This is a genomic window from Mucilaginibacter sp. P4_G9 (assembly GCF_056400985.1).
In genome coordinates, this window is sequence record NZ_JBFUKF010000015.1 from 19,334 (window position 1) to 35,535 (window position 16,202).

The 16,202-nt window shown below is 41.5% G+C and carries 21 protein-coding genes; 17 read left to right on the forward strand and 4 right to left on the reverse strand.

Annotated features, from left to right (window positions below; translation table 11 throughout):
- Window position 1: 1 nt before the first annotated feature.
- The 4 genes from AC1DPZ_RS03245 (at window position 2) to AC1DPZ_RS03260 (ending at window position 3,076) form a co-directional block, all read left to right on the forward strand.
- On the forward strand, window positions 2–475 hold the full coding sequence (locus tag AC1DPZ_RS03245) for an FKBP-type peptidyl-prolyl cis-trans isomerase (RefSeq protein WP_477401215.1): 474 nt from the start codon (window positions 2–4) through the stop codon (window positions 473–475).
- A gap of 106 nt (window positions 476–581) precedes the next feature.
- On the forward strand, window positions 582–1,043 hold the full coding sequence (locus tag AC1DPZ_RS03250) for an FKBP-type peptidyl-prolyl cis-trans isomerase (protein ID WP_477401217.1): 462 nt from the start codon (window positions 582–584) through the stop codon (window positions 1,041–1,043).
- Window positions 1,044–1,159: 116 nt separating this feature from the next.
- Window positions 1,160–2,467 carry an amidohydrolase gene (locus AC1DPZ_RS03255; protein ID WP_477401218.1) on the forward strand — a complete coding sequence of 436 codons (1,308 nt, stop codon included), beginning with the start codon at window positions 1,160–1,162 and terminating at the stop codon, window positions 2,465–2,467.
- A gap of 102 nt (window positions 2,468–2,569) precedes the next feature.
- Window positions 2,570–3,076 carry a nuclear transport factor 2 family protein gene (locus AC1DPZ_RS03260; protein WP_477401219.1) on the forward strand — a complete coding sequence of 169 codons (507 nt, stop codon included), beginning with the start codon at window positions 2,570–2,572 and terminating at the stop codon, window positions 3,074–3,076.
- Between the two features lie 18 nt (window positions 3,077–3,094).
- Here the strand turns inward: AC1DPZ_RS03260 and AC1DPZ_RS03265 are convergent, their stop codons facing one another.
- Complete coding sequence (locus AC1DPZ_RS03265; protein ID WP_477401220.1) at window positions 3,095–4,426, reverse strand: energy transducer TonB; 1,332 nt, start codon at window positions 4,424–4,426, stop codon at window positions 3,095–3,097.
- Window positions 4,416–4,988 carry an RNA polymerase sigma factor gene (locus tag AC1DPZ_RS03270; protein ID WP_477401221.1) on the reverse strand — a complete coding sequence of 191 codons (573 nt, stop codon included), beginning with the start codon at window positions 4,986–4,988 and terminating at the stop codon, window positions 4,416–4,418. Before AC1DPZ_RS03270 ends, AC1DPZ_RS03265 begins: the two co-directional genes overlap by 11 nt.
- 234 nt (window positions 4,989–5,222) lie before the next feature.
- On the opposite strand from AC1DPZ_RS03270, the gene gcvH reads away from it, so the two are divergent.
- The 13 genes from gcvH (at window position 5,223) to AC1DPZ_RS03335 (ending at window position 14,729) form a co-directional block, all read left to right on the forward strand.
- A complete protein-coding gene (gene gcvH, locus AC1DPZ_RS03275) occupies window positions 5,223–5,603 on the forward strand; it encodes a glycine cleavage system protein GcvH (protein ID WP_477401223.1) in 381 nt (126 codons plus the stop codon).
- Between the two features lie 60 nt (window positions 5,604–5,663).
- Window positions 5,664–5,999: a VanZ family protein gene (locus AC1DPZ_RS03280; RefSeq protein ID WP_477401224.1), complete on the forward strand. Its 336-nt coding sequence runs from the start codon at window positions 5,664–5,666 to the stop codon at window positions 5,997–5,999.
- Window positions 5,986–6,153 carry a hypothetical protein gene (locus tag AC1DPZ_RS03285; protein WP_477401225.1) on the forward strand — a complete coding sequence of 56 codons (168 nt, stop codon included), beginning with the start codon at window positions 5,986–5,988 and terminating at the stop codon, window positions 6,151–6,153. The genes AC1DPZ_RS03280 and AC1DPZ_RS03285 overlap by 14 nt, the downstream gene beginning before the upstream one ends.
- 185 nt (window positions 6,154–6,338) lie before the next feature.
- On the forward strand, window positions 6,339–6,554 hold the full coding sequence (locus AC1DPZ_RS03290) for a FeoA family protein (protein ID WP_477401226.1): 216 nt from the start codon (window positions 6,339–6,341) through the stop codon (window positions 6,552–6,554).
- A 12-nt stretch (window positions 6,555–6,566) separates the two neighbouring features.
- A complete protein-coding gene (gene feoB, locus AC1DPZ_RS03295; protein ID WP_477401227.1) occupies window positions 6,567–8,681 on the forward strand; it encodes a ferrous iron transport protein B in 2,115 nt (704 codons plus the stop codon).
- Window positions 8,682–8,819: 138 nt separating this feature from the next.
- On the forward strand, window positions 8,820–9,437 hold the full coding sequence (locus AC1DPZ_RS03300) for a SprT-like domain-containing protein (RefSeq protein WP_477401228.1): 618 nt from the start codon (window positions 8,820–8,822) through the stop codon (window positions 9,435–9,437).
- 74 nt (window positions 9,438–9,511) lie between these two features.
- Window positions 9,512–10,036, forward strand: coding sequence for a Uma2 family endonuclease (locus tag AC1DPZ_RS03305; protein ID WP_477401229.1), 525 nt, complete (start codon window positions 9,512–9,514; stop codon window positions 10,034–10,036).
- Window positions 10,037–10,162: 126 nt separating this feature from the next.
- A complete protein-coding gene (locus AC1DPZ_RS03310) occupies window positions 10,163–10,801 on the forward strand; it encodes an MBL fold metallo-hydrolase (RefSeq protein WP_477401230.1) in 639 nt (212 codons plus the stop codon).
- Between the two features lie 78 nt (window positions 10,802–10,879).
- Window positions 10,880–12,055 (forward strand): FtsX-like permease family protein, encoded by a 1,176-nt coding sequence (locus tag AC1DPZ_RS03315; protein ID WP_477401232.1) that lies wholly within the window; start codon window positions 10,880–10,882, stop codon window positions 12,053–12,055.
- 9 nt (window positions 12,056–12,064) lie between these two features.
- On the forward strand, window positions 12,065–12,439 hold the full coding sequence (locus AC1DPZ_RS03320; RefSeq protein ID WP_477401233.1) for a hypothetical protein: 375 nt from the start codon (window positions 12,065–12,067) through the stop codon (window positions 12,437–12,439).
- A 70-nt stretch (window positions 12,440–12,509) separates the two neighbouring features.
- Window positions 12,510–12,881, forward strand: coding sequence for a 30S ribosome-binding factor RbfA (rbfA, locus tag AC1DPZ_RS03325; protein WP_477401234.1), 372 nt, complete (start codon window positions 12,510–12,512; stop codon window positions 12,879–12,881).
- 12 nt (window positions 12,882–12,893) lie between these two features.
- Window positions 12,894–13,580, forward strand: a complete 687-nt coding sequence (locus tag AC1DPZ_RS03330) for a peptidoglycan DD-metalloendopeptidase family protein (protein ID WP_477401235.1) — start codon at window positions 12,894–12,896, stop codon at window positions 13,578–13,580.
- 474 nt (window positions 13,581–14,054) lie between these two features.
- The gene (locus AC1DPZ_RS03335) at window positions 14,055–14,729 is read left to right on the forward strand and encodes an energy transducer TonB family protein (protein WP_477401237.1); all 675 of its coding nucleotides are present in this window, start codon (window positions 14,055–14,057) and stop codon (window positions 14,727–14,729) included.
- A 48-nt stretch (window positions 14,730–14,777) separates the two neighbouring features.
- On the opposite strand, the gene AC1DPZ_RS03340 is transcribed toward AC1DPZ_RS03335, so the two are convergent.
- The gene (locus AC1DPZ_RS03340) at window positions 14,778–14,978 is read right to left on the reverse strand and encodes a hypothetical protein (protein ID WP_477401239.1); all 201 of its coding nucleotides are present in this window, start codon (window positions 14,976–14,978) and stop codon (window positions 14,778–14,780) included.
- 189 nt (window positions 14,979–15,167) lie between these two features.
- Entirely contained in the window at window positions 15,168–15,662 is a 495-nt protein-coding gene (locus tag AC1DPZ_RS03345; RefSeq protein ID WP_477401240.1) for a thioredoxin family protein, read from the reverse strand.
- Between the last annotated feature and the right edge of the window lie 540 nt (window positions 15,663–16,202).

Sequence of the window (16,202 nt, forward strand, 5' to 3'; positions counted from 1 at the left end):
AATGAAAAAACTTCTATTCTTATTTCTGCTTCCGTTGGCCATCTTTTCAGCATGCTCCAAAAAAAGCGATACTGCAACTGTTGATGTAGCAGCGCAGGCTGCCATTGACGATGCCGCCATAAAAACATATATTACCGCCCATCCCGAAATTACCAATGTTAAGGATACTTTAGGTGTATATTACCAGGTGCTTACAGCAGGAATAGGCAGTTACCCTACAGACAATTCAACAATTACAGTAGGTTATACAGGCAAATTGATTAATGACACCCAGTTTGAAACCAACTCAGGTTATACCGAGGTGTTACGCAATTTGATATTAGGATGGCGAATAGTATTACCGCATGTACGGTATGGCTCCAAGGTTTTAATGATCATACCATCCAGGTATGGGTACGGTACTTATTCTAACGGCAAAATACCGGCAAACTCCGTATTAATATTTACTATTGATTTATCGACTGCCGGAGCTTAGTATTAAGAATTTTATTATAGGCCTGGAATAACAATCCGGGCTTTTTTTATTTGGTATATTTCCGCCGTTTAAATACAATCCCAAAAAGGTCAAATAATTATTTTGAATGAAGAATTTACTGTTACTGCTATTTGTTGCATCAATTGCAATGACCTCCTGCTCGCGTCGCCCATCTGTGGAAATGATAAAGCAAGCCAAAACCGATGATTCGATCATCCGGGTTTATCTATCCAACAATCCTATGATTAAAGCAGTTAAAGATCCATCTGGACTATACTACCAGGTAGTTAAACAAGGGGCAGGTGCTTACCCCGACGGCAATTCAACGGTGACTGTAAATTACCATGGCAAGCTCATCAACGGAGCGCCCTTTGATTCCGCTGATGATTTTTCGAGCTCGTTGGACAGGTTAGTAAAAGGCTGGCAAATTGGAATTCCGCATGTAAAAAAAGGTGGTAATATCCTGTTATTTGTTCCATCAGCATTGGGTTACGGTCCGGGCGGCGGTGGTCCGATACCCGAAAACGCTGTATTGATATTTGATATTGATCTTGTGGATTTTAAATAAATCATCCCATAATACTGCTTTGTTGAGTGGGTTGGAACAGCGGCTGAAATAACATCAGCCACAGGTTATTAGATTTGAAGTATTGTTCTTATATTAACTGTTCCAAAAAAGCCCCTATGAAAATATTTTCCATCTTGTTTTTTTTATTGTTTTCGGTACAGGCATTTGCGCAAAATGCAGCCCGCGTAGCACAGGTTAATACTAAAGCTGATGCCTTAAAAGACCAGGTAACCGCATGGCGGCGCGATTTTCATGAACACCCCGAACTTGGTAATCATGAGGTACGCACATCGGCAATTATTGCCAAACATTTGCAATCGTTGGGTATCGAGGTGCAAACAGGTATAGCCACAACCGGGGTTGTGGGCATTTTAAAAGGAGGTAAACCCGGCCCGGTAGTTGCATTGCGTGCCGATATGGATGGATTGCCGGTAATTGAACGTACACCTGTGCCATTTGCATCAAAAGAAAAAACTATTTATAACGGGCAGCAAGTTGGCGTAATGCATGCCTGCGGTCATGATTCGCATATGGCTATTTTAATGGGGGTAGCCCAGGTGCTATCGTCTATGAAAAGCGAACTGCATGGTACCGTTAAATTTATTTTTCAACCTGCCGAAGAAGGCGTTGAGCCGGGTCAAAAGGGCGGCGCGGAAGAAATGGTGAAGCAGGGAGTGCTTGAAAATCCAAAGGTTGATGTTATATTTGGTTTGCATATCAACTCGCAAACCGAGGTTGGCAAGATCAGCTACCGCCCTGGCGGAACGATGGCCGGTGTTAACGATATGCAGATCATCATAAAAGGCCGGTCGGCACACGGAGCCGCTCCGTGGTCGAGCGTTGATCCTATAGTGGTTTCTGCCGAGATAATAAACAACCTGCAAACTATTGTAAGCCGTAATATCAACATAACCGAAAACCCGGCGGTGGTAACCATCGGAGCCATAAAAGGTGGTAACCGCTCAAACATTATTCCCGAAAGCGTTGAAATGCTGGGCACCCTGCGTTCATTTACAGCTGCCGACGAAAAGATGCTGATTGACCGCGTTACGCAAATAGCCACCAAAACCGCCGAAGCACAAGGCGCCACTGCCGAAGTTAAGATACCTTATAGTAATCACTACCCGGTTACATATAACAACCCGGGGCTTACACAAAAAATGTTGCCCAGCTTGCAGCAAACCGCGGGCGCGGCAAATGTAATGTTAAAGCCGCCGGTTACCGGGGCCGAGGATTTTAGCTTTTATGAAGAAAAAGTACCGGGACTGTTTTTCTTTTTAGGCGGGATGCCAAAAGGACAGGACCCGCTTAAAGCCCCATCGCACCATACCCCTGATTTTTATATTGACGAAAGCGGTTTTACTTTAGGTGTTAAGGCATTATGCAATTTAACATTAGATTACATGGCATCAAAAGGGAAGTGATAATAATGACGTGTTTTACAGAGTAGCTGTCTTTTTATTGTAATTGATGCTTAACTTTATAAACTTAATGGCAAGAGGAGCGAAGTATATTAACTGAATAAGATGAGGAAAAACATATTAACAATGGTTTACATAACGCTGTTACTAATTGTAGTAGCGGGACAAAAAGCCATCGCGACAGGTTTGAGCCTTGCCGATACTGTAAAAAAGCTAAACCCCGAAGTTTTGCAAACAGTTAATACTGTATTAAAGGCCTCATATACTTTTGATATTGATAAGGTTACTGATATGTATGCGCCAAACGCGGTTGTTACCGATGAGCAGATGCCTTATTCATGGAATGGCCAGCTGGCTGGTGTACAATGGGTAAACTCGGTTGAAAAGGCGGTTAAGGAGTTTAAGATAAAAGATTTTATGGTTGTTGTTAAACGCATAAAAATTTTTAGGCAAACCGATGAAATAGCCTATTTAATTGTACCGGTTGAATATACAGGTACAGTTAATGGCGACCCGTTTAATGAAGAAGGAGCGTTTTCTTTTGTGTTTCGTATGGTAGGGGGTAAATGGCTGATCAAAAGCCAGGCCTGGGTGCCCAAAAACGGCCTCTGATCTATCTGCCCCTTAACTTTATTTTTTAACGAATTTTACCTTAACCGTAACTTCTTCAGGTTTGCCTGTACTATTCCCAATCCATGTGGGGCCTGCCTTTATCAGATCGATAGCTTTTTGATCGGCTGCTGGTGTAAGGCTTTTTTTGATCTTGAAATCRCTCAATGCGCCATCGCCATTAACGGTAAATGTTACACTTACTGTACCTGTAATATCGCTATCGGGTAAAACAGCATTGGCTTGCAGGTATTTTTTAAGGGCGCTCATCTCGCCCTGGGGGTGCGCACTTACAGCTTTTTGCGTACCATAGCCAATCACAACATCGTTGAGGGAACTGCTGACGGGATTAAGTTCTACTTTTAGGCTATCCCCGCTCTTTACACTTACCTGTTTGGGCAAAAATCCTATAGATGCTATATCTAACGTTTGCTTACTCCCGGTCGCAGGCATAGAAAAATAGCCGTTAACATCGGTAACTGTACTTTTATTAGTTCCGGCTATGCGGATAGCTGCGCCAATAACAGGGGCGCCATCGGGTTTGCCGTATATTACGCCGTTAATGTTTGTGTAGCCAAACTGCGATTTTGAATCTTTTGAGGTTACTATGGTTAAACCATCAACCTTACCCTGTAATTTAGATTCGTTGGGCATTGATGCCTTATCACGTGCTTTTTTAGCGACAGCTGCGAGACTATCGGTATTATCCTTTTCTTTTCGGGTTTGTGTGTAATTTGAAGCTACTATCTCACTTACCGATGCAGCTTCTTTTGACTCATCATCAGCTTGCACTACGGGTTTTGGAGCAGCTGTTGTTGGAGCTTTGTAAACCGCCGCCACATTATTATCTGCATTATCTGCCGAGGAGATCTCCTGTTGGTAAACGGATTTATTTCCCGGTTTTAATATGGGTGTTTGCTTTTTGGTGTTTTGAGCAAGTAAAGGCGCTTGTTTTGTACCCTGTACACTTAATGCCACAGTGTCCTTTAGCTCAACTTTGGTTTTATCCTCTTTAATTATTGCAATGTCATTGGTTTTTTGTTCGGGTAGAGTGGGTGTTTTCTTTAACCACAAACCGCCAATGGTTAATACCACCACAACCGATGCGGCAATTGACCAAACCTGCCATGAAATAACACGGCTTTTCTTTGGCTCAATTCGCTGTTGTAACCTTCCGGCCAGGTCGGCCAGGTTAGCTTGCTGATCTTTAGAAGCTGTTTCAAATCCTTCAATGGCATCCATTAAAAATGGATCGTCAAGCGCTTCCCGTTCAAGCTTGTGCATAGCTTTGGCATCAAGTTCCCCGTTAAGGTACTTCCTGATCTGCGATATGTCGGCTTTTTTAGTATTCACTTTTCTTCTCCAGGCAAATTTTAAGGTTGCGCTTCCCGTTTTGTATGTAACTTTTTACTTCATTCAGGCTAAAATTGGTTATCTCGGCTATTTCCTTATAGCATTTCTCTTTTAAATAAAATAGATCAATGCTTTTTTTTTGCGCGCCGGCCAGTTTATCAATACATTGCTCCAATGCTTTATAGGCCTCTTCGCGGTTACTATCATCAGGATGCAAAAGCGGGGTAAATTCCATAACATCATCCAAATTTACCGTCTCTATTTTTTTGCCTGCCCTTAACTGCATCAGGCAATAATTGCGCCCTAATACATATAACCAGCTTCTGAATGTGTTGATATTGTGATTTTTAACCTTTACTACCAGCTCTTCAAATATTCCCATCACCGCATCTTTGGCCAGTTCCTCATCTTTCAGATATTTTAAACAAACCCCATATAGTAAAACCATGTATCTTTCATATAGTTTTCCTAACACCGCTACATCGCCGTTTTCACGGTAGGTGTTAAGCAGTTGGTCATCGGTTGATGTGGCTGTTTTTCCTGGTTTAATAAAATTGGTCATTAAAAGTGTGCAAAATAAATTTTTTAAACCGTTTATGGAAATTAACAATTAAACACGGGAAGAAAAAGCACATCCTTAAACATTATGACAACTCATAACAATTTTAAATTCGAGGTGGCAGTTTGCGGGGGGCGGTTAACGTTTTGTAGCTTACCCTGAGCTGTTTTACAATAAATCTTTAATTATTGCTATAGCCTAAAGTTTTGTTATTTTTGAGCACATAAAATTAACGACATGAATTTTCCCGCTGAATTAAAATATACTAAAGACCACGAGTGGATAAAGGTTGAAGGCAATGAAGCTACTATCGGTATTACCGAATTTGCGCAAAGCGAACTTGGCGATATTGTTTATGTGGATATTGCATCCTTAGGGAAAGAAGTTGCTAAAGATGAAGTTTTTGGTACCGTTGAAGCTGTAAAAACTGTATCAGACCTGTTTATGCCTGTAACAGGAACGGTAACAGAAATTAACCCTGCACTTAACAACCAACCCGACCTGGTAAACGCTGATCCGTATGGCGAAGGCTGGATGGTGAAAATCAGTATTGCTGATGTATCAGAAATAGATAGCCTGTTATCTGCCGATGATTATAAAGCTGTTGTTGGCGCTTAAATGAAAGCAACATTAAAATATCATGGGCTCACAATTTTGTGGGCCTTATTTATTTTCATCATGTGCTCAGCTAAACTGGATTCTGTAGACGATTCACCAATGTTTTTCGAGGGCTTTGATAAAATTACGCATACCGGGTTATTTTTCACGCTGATTGTATTATTCTGCAATGGTATCATACGGCAACAAAAAATCCGCTCATTCTCGTATAAGCAGGTACTGTTAGTTACTGTGGCCTCTGTATTTTTCGGTGGGCTGATAGAGGTATTGCAACGAACTATTTTTACCTGGCGCAGCGGCGACTGGAATGATATGTTTTGTGATATGCTTGGAATTTGTATGGGGATTTTTGGTGTTATGATAACATTAAGCGCAATTGGTAATGAAAAAAAGTAAACTGATCATCATAGGAGTTGCCCTGCTGCTCAGCTGCTCATCCTGCGGTATATTTAAAAAAGGCTGCGGATGCCCTACGTTTGGGAAGGTAAAAGCTGCCGGGAAAAATGGATGTGCAGATTCCAAATGTGCAGATATGCAGATTTGGTGCTGATAGATTGAAATTCTGTTCATTCTTGAAATCTGATTCAGACTGCGTGAGCGCAATCATAAATCTCATTTGAAAATCAGTTTTTTCATCTGCATATCTGCACATCTAAAATTTGCACATCAAAGCGTCTGCTTTATTTGGATTTAATATAAATAAGCTTACATTTGCTCAGGTTAAAAAGATATAGGATGACACTTTCACAACTTGAAGTAGGCGAAATAGGAATTGTAAAGGAATTTACTGATCTGGAAATGTCGGTAAAATTGATGGAGATGGGATGTTTGCCAGGTGAAGAGATTAAAATTTCACGTATTGCTCCGCTTGGCGATCCTATAGCTATTCATGTTTCTGGTTACCAGTTAAGCTTGCGTAAGTTTGAAGCGTCCACCATTATTTTGCAGTAGTTTTTGTAAACATTGAAAGCCGATATAAGAGTTGCACTTGTAGGAAATCCAAACACCGGTAAATCAACTCTCTTTAATATTTTAACCGGTCTTAATCAAAAAATAGGAAATTTTCCGGGGGTTACTGTTGATAAAAAAACAGGTTTTTGCCAGTTGCCCGATGGGCGTACCGCCGAAATTATCGACCTGCCCGGTACTTACAGCATCTATCCAAAAAGTAAGGATGAATCCATTGTATTTTCTGTATTAGCCGACAAAGCCAAAGCGCTTGTTCCCGATTTGATCGTGGTGATACTTGATGCATCAAATCTTAAGCGCAACCTGCTGCTGTATACCCAGATAGCCGATTTAAAAATACCGGTTGTGGTAGCGCTTAACATGATAGATGTATCTGATAAAGCAGGTATTACTATCAATATTGATCTGTTTGCCAAAAAGCTGGGCGTGCCGGTTGTTCCTATTTCGGCCCGCAAGATAAAAGGGATCGATTTGCTTAAAAGCACTATAGCTTATGCCAATAAAATTGCGCTGCAGCAGGATACCATAGATGTTGATTCCATAGCCCCGCAACTTATAGCGCAGATACAGGACGAGTTAAAAATAGATAATCCGTACTTCGCCCTGCAGCTTGCCCATCAGCACGAAACGCTTGATTTTTTGTCTGCCAAAGAAAGCGATCGCATAGAAGACCTGGAAAAAGAGCATTCTTTTCACTCCCAAAAAGCCCAGGCTACAGAAACCATTGCCCGCTACAGTTTTATTAACGATCTGCTGTACGATACCGTTAAAAAACCAGAAACAGCGCATGACGAATCTGTAAGCAATAAAATTGACAAGATACTTACGCACAAAATATTCGGCTTTGTGATATTTTTTGCCATACTAATGTTCATATTCCAGGCTATATTTTCCTGGTCGGCCTATCCGATGTCGCTTATCGAAAATTTATTTATCTGGCTGCAAAGCAGCGTAAATAAGGCATTACCAACCGGCCCGTTCACCAGCTTACTGGTTAATGGTATTATTGCCGGTTTAAGCGGTGTTTTGGTATTTGTACCGCAGATAGCCATTTTGTTTGCCATGATATCCATACTGGAAGATACCGGCTATATGTCGCGCGTTACTTTTATGATGGATAAGGTAATGCGTAAGGTTGGGCTCAACGGTAAATCTGTAGTGCCGCTAATCGGCGGCTTTGCCTGTGCCGTGCCATCTATCATGAGCACCCGTAACATCGAGAACTGGAAGGACAGGATGATAACCATTATGGTTACCCCATTGGTGGCCTGCTCGGCCCGTTTACCGGTTTACACTTTGTTAATTGCCCTTGTAGTGCCCAATCGTAATGTTTGGTGGCTGTTTAACCTGCAGGGATTAGCACTTACAGCCATGTACCTGTTGAGCATTATATCTGCAGTATTGGTAGCTTTTGTAATGAAATTCATTTTAAAGGCCCGCGAGCGTGGTTACTTTATTATGGAGTTACCTGTTTACCGCATGCCCCGATGGAAAAATGTGGCTTTTACGATGTACGATCGTTCAAAAACCTTTGTGCTGCAGGCGGGTAAGGTGATCATTGCGGTCTCTATCATTTTGTGGGTGTTGAAATCATACGGCCCTGGCGACAGGTTTGCGCAGATAGATAAAACATACAGCCAGCCGCGATACACCAAAACCATGAAGCCCGACAGCCTGAACAAAGTTGTGGCGTCAGAAAAATTAGAAAACTCCTACGCCGGTGTGTTTGGCCATGTAATAGAGCCGGTTATTAAACCACTGGGCTTCGACTGGAAGATAGGGATAGCCCTCATCAGCTCCTTTGCCGCCCGCGAAGTGTTTGTTGGCACCATGGCCACCATTTATAGTGTGGACGGCGATGCAGACAAACTGGAATCGGTACAGCAAAAAATGCATAGCGCTACTAACCCCGATACCGGGAAGCCTGTGTTTACTTTGGCTGTGGCGTTTTCGCTCATGATGTTTTACGCCTTTGCCATGCAGTGCGCCAGTACGGTGGCCGTGGTATACCGCGAAACCAAGGATTGGCGCTGGCCGGCCACCCAATTTGCTTACATGACGGCGCTGGCATATGTGGCCAGTTTTATAGTTTATAATTTGCTTAAATAGGTTCGTAGTCCATGGCTGATAGTTCATAGACCATGGTAATTATCAATCAATTGTTATTTTATTTAGCTACCATTAAAACTATCGATCATAGACTATGGACTATTCACTTCAAAACATATATTTGTATTGAGGTAAAAATTGGATAAAGTAAAAGTTTTAGCAAGATATGTCCCACCCGATGCTGCTCCGCTCATTGGCCGCTGGATCGACTATTTTAAATGCGAATTTAAAATTTCGCGCAACCGGGGCACCAAATTTGGCGATTACCGTTCGCCCCATGCCGGCAAAGGTCACCGGATCTCGGTAAATTATGATCTTAACCCCTACGCCTTTTTGGTTACCACCGTACATGAATTTGCACACCTGCACACCTGGAACGAGCATAAACAAAAAGCTAAGCCGCATGGCACCGAGTGGAAAAGCAATTTCAAAAAAATGATGCAGCCCTTTTTTGAAAAGGACATTTTTCCGCACGATGTAAAGCATGCCATAACCAGTTACCTTAATAACCCTGCTGCTTCCAGCTGTTCAGATTTGAACCTGTACCGTTCCCTGCGCAAATATGATGCACCAAAGGAATCGGTACTTACTATAGATAAAGTGCCTTTTAAAGCCCTGTTTAAAATAAAAGGCGATCGCGTTTTCCGTAAGGAGGAGCAATTGCGCAAGCGTTTTAAATGTGTAGAAATAGAAACCAAACGGGTTTACCTGTTTAGCCCGGTTGCCGAGGTGGAGTTGGTGGAAGGGGTGAATTGATTGCTGTATTGTGGTAAAGTAAACAACTTTTTTTTATGAAGTGATTTAACTAAATTAGCATAAAGTAATTAGCAATGAGTACCATAATACCAGAAACCGCTATAGATATATACCGGATGTTACCTGAGGGTACCAGGTGCGAAGTGCTGTACAATCAATTGATCATGACACCTGCACCTAATACCGACCACCAGTTTATTTCTGTAAAATTATCTGCTTTATTATATAATTTTTTAGAAGAAACAGGTAGGGGTATAGTATTACATGCGCCCACCGATGTATATTTTGAGCAGGAGCAATCGGTTTTACAACCTGATATACTGGTTGTTCTGAATGAAAACAAACACATTATTCACCTGGATGCAATTCATGGGGCACCGGATGTGATTTTTGAAATACTATCCGGAAACCGGATACATGATACGCTGAAAAAGAAAAGCCTATACGAAAAAGCCGGTGTTAGTGAGTATTTTATTATTGACCCTGCTGACAAAAAGGTTGTGATGTTTGCCTTTAATGATGCCAAACAATATGAGCTTGTTTATGAATTAACCGGGAAGATAACGTCTGAAGTTTTAGGGTGCAGCTTTACTTTATAATCCAACTGGGTTATACCTGCGGTAAATGTGCAGCATTAATGAAATGCTAATTAATGCCCGGCTGTAATTATCATTGGCGAATTTACATCCTCGTGCCCGATTCAATTAAATCCGTACTTTTACCCCATGGCAAAAGTTAAATCGTTTGTGAATAATCCTTACCAGGAAAACACTTATATTTTATATGATGAAACCGGCAAATGTGTAATTATTGATCCCGGAATGTATACCGCCACCGAGCAAAATGTGGTGGTGAATTTTATAAAGGATAATAATTTAACCCCCGTTTTGCTGCTGAATACCCATTGCCATATAGATCATGTGCTTGGTAATAAATTTGTTTTTGATAAATACGGACTAAAGCCTAAGTTTCATGTAGGTGAGTTGCCGGTGTTAGCGGCTGTAGTTGCTTACGCCCCTCAAATGGGCATCAGGTACGAGGTATCGCCGGTACCGGATGAGTATCTGCCCGAAACCGGAACCGTCCTGTTTGGTAATACTACCCTTGATCTGATCTTCGCACCGGGGCATTCACCTGCACATTTGTGCTTTTATGATAAAGCGGCCAATATTTTAATAGGCGGCGACGTTTTATTCAGAATGAGTATTGGCCGTACAGATTTGCCGGGCGGTAATTTTACACAGCTGATAGCTAATATTGAAACCAAACTTTTTGCCCTGCCCGATGATTGTACGGTTTATCCGGGTCATGGGCCCGAAACTACTATTGGTTTTGAAAAACAAAACAACCCGTTTCTTACTTAAGCATATAACTTAATACTTGTCACTAATTTGAACACCTCGGTATATATAGCTAAAAGGTACTTGTTTTCGGGCAAGAAAATGCATGTCATTAATATCATATCGGGCATATCCATGCTGGGTGTGTTGATAGGCAGCGCGGCTTTGATCATTATTTTGTCGGTGTTTAATGGGTTCGAGAAAGTTATACTTTCCTTATACAGCAACTTTACGCCCGAAATAAAGATCGAAACCCGGCTTGGTAAAACCTTTGATCCTAATACGCGTTATTTTAAAGCATTGCATAAGGATGCCAGCCTTTTTTCATTCACGGAGGTATTGCAGGAAAAGGCCCTGATAAGATATGGAGATAAGCCATTAATAGGTACTATAAAGGGTGTAAGTGATGATTTTTTAAAAAATAAACAGCTGGATAGTACCGTTGAAAACGGATCGTTTACCCTTAAAAGCGGCGATAGGTATTTTGCGGTTATAGGCAGAACCATACAGGGTAACCTGGGCATCAATGTTCATGATGACCTGTCGCCTATCCAAATATTTTCTCCGCGGCGCACCGTGGTAAACTCAGCTAATCCGCTTGATGAATTTGTAGTGCGCTCCATCAATGCATCCGGTGTATTTGGCATACAGCAGGAGTTTGATGATATTGTGGTTACCCCCATCGAGTTTGCGCGCGATCTGCTCGATCAGCCAAAAGAAATTACTTCGCTTGAGCTTACATACAAACTGGGTACCAATGTTGCGGCTGTACAAAATAAGATAAAGGATGCTATAGGCAATAGGTTTACGGTAAAAAACCGGAAGGAACAAAATACCGAGCTGTATAAAACGTTGAACTACGAACGCTGGAGTATATTCATGATATTAACCTTTGTACTTATCATTGCTATATTTAATATTATAGGGTCGTTAACCATGCTGGTTATTGACAAGCGCCAGGATATAGCCATTTTAAGCAGCCTGGGAGCCAATAAACGGATTATCCAGGGCGTATTTTTTCTCGAGGGAATGATGATATCGATATTTGGCTGTGTTGTGGGGATTGTGCTGGGCCTGGCATTTTGCCTTGTTCAACAGCATTTTGGATTAATAAAGATGGGAGCGGCTAACACGGTGATTGATGCCTACCCGGTTGACCTGGAAGTATCCGATTTTGGGCTGGTATTTTTAACAGTAGGGGCCATTTCGGTTATTGCATCGGGTATTAGTGCACGATTAAGTATCAAAGGACTGGATGAAATCAAACAGGATTTGTAAATTTGTTATATGAGGATAAGCTATATTAAATATTTCGCCTTCTTATTTATTCTTTTTATAGCGGCATGCTCATGTAACCAAAAGTCGCAAAAAACAAAAACACCTGTTGTTTTCAAAGGTTTATACAGTTTTGGTCCCGAAATAAAGTCGTTTAAAGATTGCGATAGCGGGACTGAATTTTGGGTTACCGATAGCTCGGCAACACTCGAACTGCAATATTCGCAAATGAATTTCGAGAAACCTTATGAGCCGGTTTACGTTGAGGTAGAGGGGCTCAAATCAAAATCGGGTAAGGAGGGTATGGGATCTGAATATGACAGTACCCTTGTTGTAAAAAAAGTAATAAAAATAACAAAAGAGATACCGCAGGATATGTGTAATTAACACGATATTCAGCATTGGTAAATCAAAATAAATAAAACTCATCTGCCTGAATTGGCGTTAACTTATCATCATGGAATCAAAACGTCAGCAAAAATTTGCCGGAGTAATACAAGAGGACCTGGCAGCTATATTTCAGCGCGAAGGCATGAACTATTTGCCTAATACACTGGTAACCATAACCAAAGTGCGCGTAACGCCGGATTTGGCTATCGCCCGCATCTTTTTAAGCTTTTTTGGCAATACCAATTTACAGCTGGCTTTGCAAACTATCAAAATGCATGCGTCGGAGATTCGCTATAAACTGGGCGCCCGTATTAAAGACCAGGTGAGGATAATCCCGCAGCTGGAATTTTTTGTGGATGATACCAGCGAATATGTAGAACGTATGGATAAAATTTTTGATAAGATAAGCAAAGAAGAACGCCAGCCGGATACCGAATAGTTATTTATCCTGATGGATAGACACGAACAACTAAAAACGTATTTGCAAAAATACCCCGGAGCCGCAGGCAAGGTGGTTGATTATAATGCCGGCACCGACCGGCTTTTTCCGTTGGATTTTACCGCTGCCAATACAGAATTATCTACCGCGATAATTGCCGATACGCAAAAGTTTACCAATTGGGTAAATCATAAGCTAAAGGCCAACGGTTGCAGGTACGGTATTGGCGGTTACCTGGAGCATAGGACTATTTATGCCGTAAGCGCCCATTTTGATACCGAAGATGAGCCCCGCAGGCTTCATTTAGGGGTTGATATCTGGGGGCCCGATGGTACGCCTATCTACAGTCCGTTTGATGGTAAGGTGCACAGTTTCCAGGATAATAATAACGTGGGCGATTACGGCCCGGCAATTATACTGGAGCATGACCTGGATGGACTAACGCTTTACAGCCTTTACGGTCACCTAAGCCGCAAAAGCCTGGACGGGTTGACTGTAGGTATGCCGGTTAAAAAGAATCAGCGTATAGCTGCACTGGGTAACAATACCGAGAATGGCCAATGGCCGCCACACCTGCACTTTCAACTGATGTTTGATATGGAAGGCAGGTTTGGCGATTACCCCGGTGTATGTAAATATTCGGAGAAGGAAAAGTATAAGGCTAATGTACCCGATCCGGCGTTGGTACTGGGGTTTTAGCCCCCCGGCCCCCTGAAGGGGGAGCATAGAAAGAGGCCATGCCGAACTTGTTTCGGTACCCCATATGCTAAGTCGACGAGAGTGCAATTCAAATTGTGGCTAATCAATTGTTTCGGCTAAAGCCCACGCTTCTTATTTTTCCTTATCCGTCCCATAAATGGGGACGGCAATGAGTTTGTCTGCTATGCTATGTTTCATTGCCGTTGGCTTCAGCCAACGGATAAATGGTTATCAAAAACAGGCTTTAGCCAAATTCAGTATGATTGCAATAAGCTAAGTGGCGGCCAAACGATTAGGATATACTTTACTGGCGACAATTTGAATTGCACCCGTCTACGATAAGCAGTGTACCTAACATAATGATTAGTTGTTCTGCAGGATGGCAAATAAACCCGGCACGAATTAGAGTAAATATCGCTATAACAATTCCACAACGTAAAACATTATCCGCGTTTTATTGTCGATATTTATACTATGATAAGGTGCCTGCTCATCGGTGTTATTACAATAGCTACAGCGTTTGCGGCTAACGCTCAGCCCGCATTTAAAGGCGGCCAACGGGTGTTGGATAATTTCCTGCAGTCGAAAATTGTTTATCCCGAATATTCGAGACGAAATTGTATTTCAGGGGTTGTTAACATCGCTTTCAGGCTCGATAAAAGTGGTAAGGTGATTGATGCCAGGGTGCAAAAAGGACCTGGTATCGACCTGGACGACGAAGCTTTAAGGGTGATCAAATTAACATCGGGGCAATGGGTAATTCCGGCTGATTATAAATCAACTACTTACCTGGTGCAGCCTATCCGTTTTAACCCCGACCAAACGCGTTGCAGCTCATCATCAGCAAATGATATGCAGGCCGCCATTGCCGATTATAAGAACAGGCAGGAACTGGAGAACGCGGTTACCAATTACTACATCAATAAATACCAGGGCAAGGCCGATCTATCTAAAGAAGCAACCATTGTCGTCCTTAAAAAACAATTAGGATTTGATGACGAACTGGTAAATGATCTGCTTGGCCAGGCTAATGAAAAGCTAAAACAACGGGATACAGAAGGCGCCTGCACCGATTGGAATTTTATCCGCAATATTGGCAGCAACAAAGCCGATAGTTTTATTGAAAAGTATTGCAGCAAAAAGCCTTAATCAAGTTATAATTTGATTAAGGCTTTTTGAATACCCACAGGGCAAAAATCAGGCAGTTAAGCTTACAAGCTCAACCTCTTTAATAGCCAGCAACATAAGGCGGCCCTGGTATTCAACCCAAACATCGGCAAAGCCGTTGCCATCATAACCTAAAAATTTCATGAAGGGGTTGCTAATGTTAAGGTTTTTCCACCTTTTACCAATGTACTTAAGTAATTGACCACTTTTTAATGTTGTGTGCTTTGCCATAAGTTAGAGTTTTAAAGGGTGAAACAATAAAAACCTAAGGTAATTAACATTTGCGARAATATTTAACCTTTGAAAAAATAAAATTTCCCTTGTATCAGCTTTATTACAAGAGCAAATCATGGTTTATTGCCTGTCAAGCAAACAGGTATATGTGGTAAGGAATTGTTGACTAGTGCTTTATCAAAAAAATCATTTGGTTTTGGTGTAGCTTTTAGGGTCAAGCGCGGTTGGCGACCAGCTTTTAAAAAAGTCTAATATTTTGTCCCGGTTATAACCTTTACCTTCTTCCAGGTATTCGGAATTTTGAGTGTTCAGGCGTATACCTTTGCTATCAAGCACTATAAAAACCGGGAAGCCGAACCGTTGAGGATAGCCCAGGTTGGCTAAAACGTCCTCATTCTGGTTTTCCTTACTGTAATTTACATGCAAAACAACGTAATTGTCATTCAGGTATTTATACAGCGTGGTATCTGTTGTAACCTGCTCATTAAAACGGATACACCAGCTACACCAGTTACCRCCAATTTGTAAAAGCACATTTTTGTGCTGCTTTGCCGCTTGTTTAACTGCAGCAGCAATATCTGCTTTTGCATCGGCGGCTGGATTGTAAATATGAGGTTTATCCTGTGCCTTTGCACTAAAGGCAAATGCAGAGATTAGCGTTATAAAAAGCAGTTTTTTCATAAGGGGTATCTGTTAATGAGTACCGTAAGCTACATAAAATGAGCAAAGTACAGGTTTGTGGTTAAGAATTATGACAACAATTTTACAATTTTGATTAAAAACAGGCACTTGTAAACACAATGTGGAAAACTCTGAAATTGAATGATAATTTAAGAATAATATTTTTGATATAAGATGCCCTAATAAGGCCCCAATTGCTACAGCAAAAAAAATATTAGGGATGATAGGTGCAGGCGATTATTTAAACTTGAGTTTTTTCAGTTATAAATAGTTAATATGTGTTAAGCCCTGCGCAATGCGGGGCTTTTTTTGTGCACGATTTCCTGAATTTTACATGATTAACGCGATTTTTAAAATCCGCGCCTGCATCTCAAAAACACGCGTCATTGCGATTGCTTCGTCGTACCTCCTTATAATGACGTGTTTGCAAGCTTCTGATTATCAATGTTATTTTTTAATATAATCTATGTAATTCTATGTCATTGCGAGCGCAGCGCGGCAATCGCATGCTATACAGAGCGGACCTGTACAGTTCGCGAT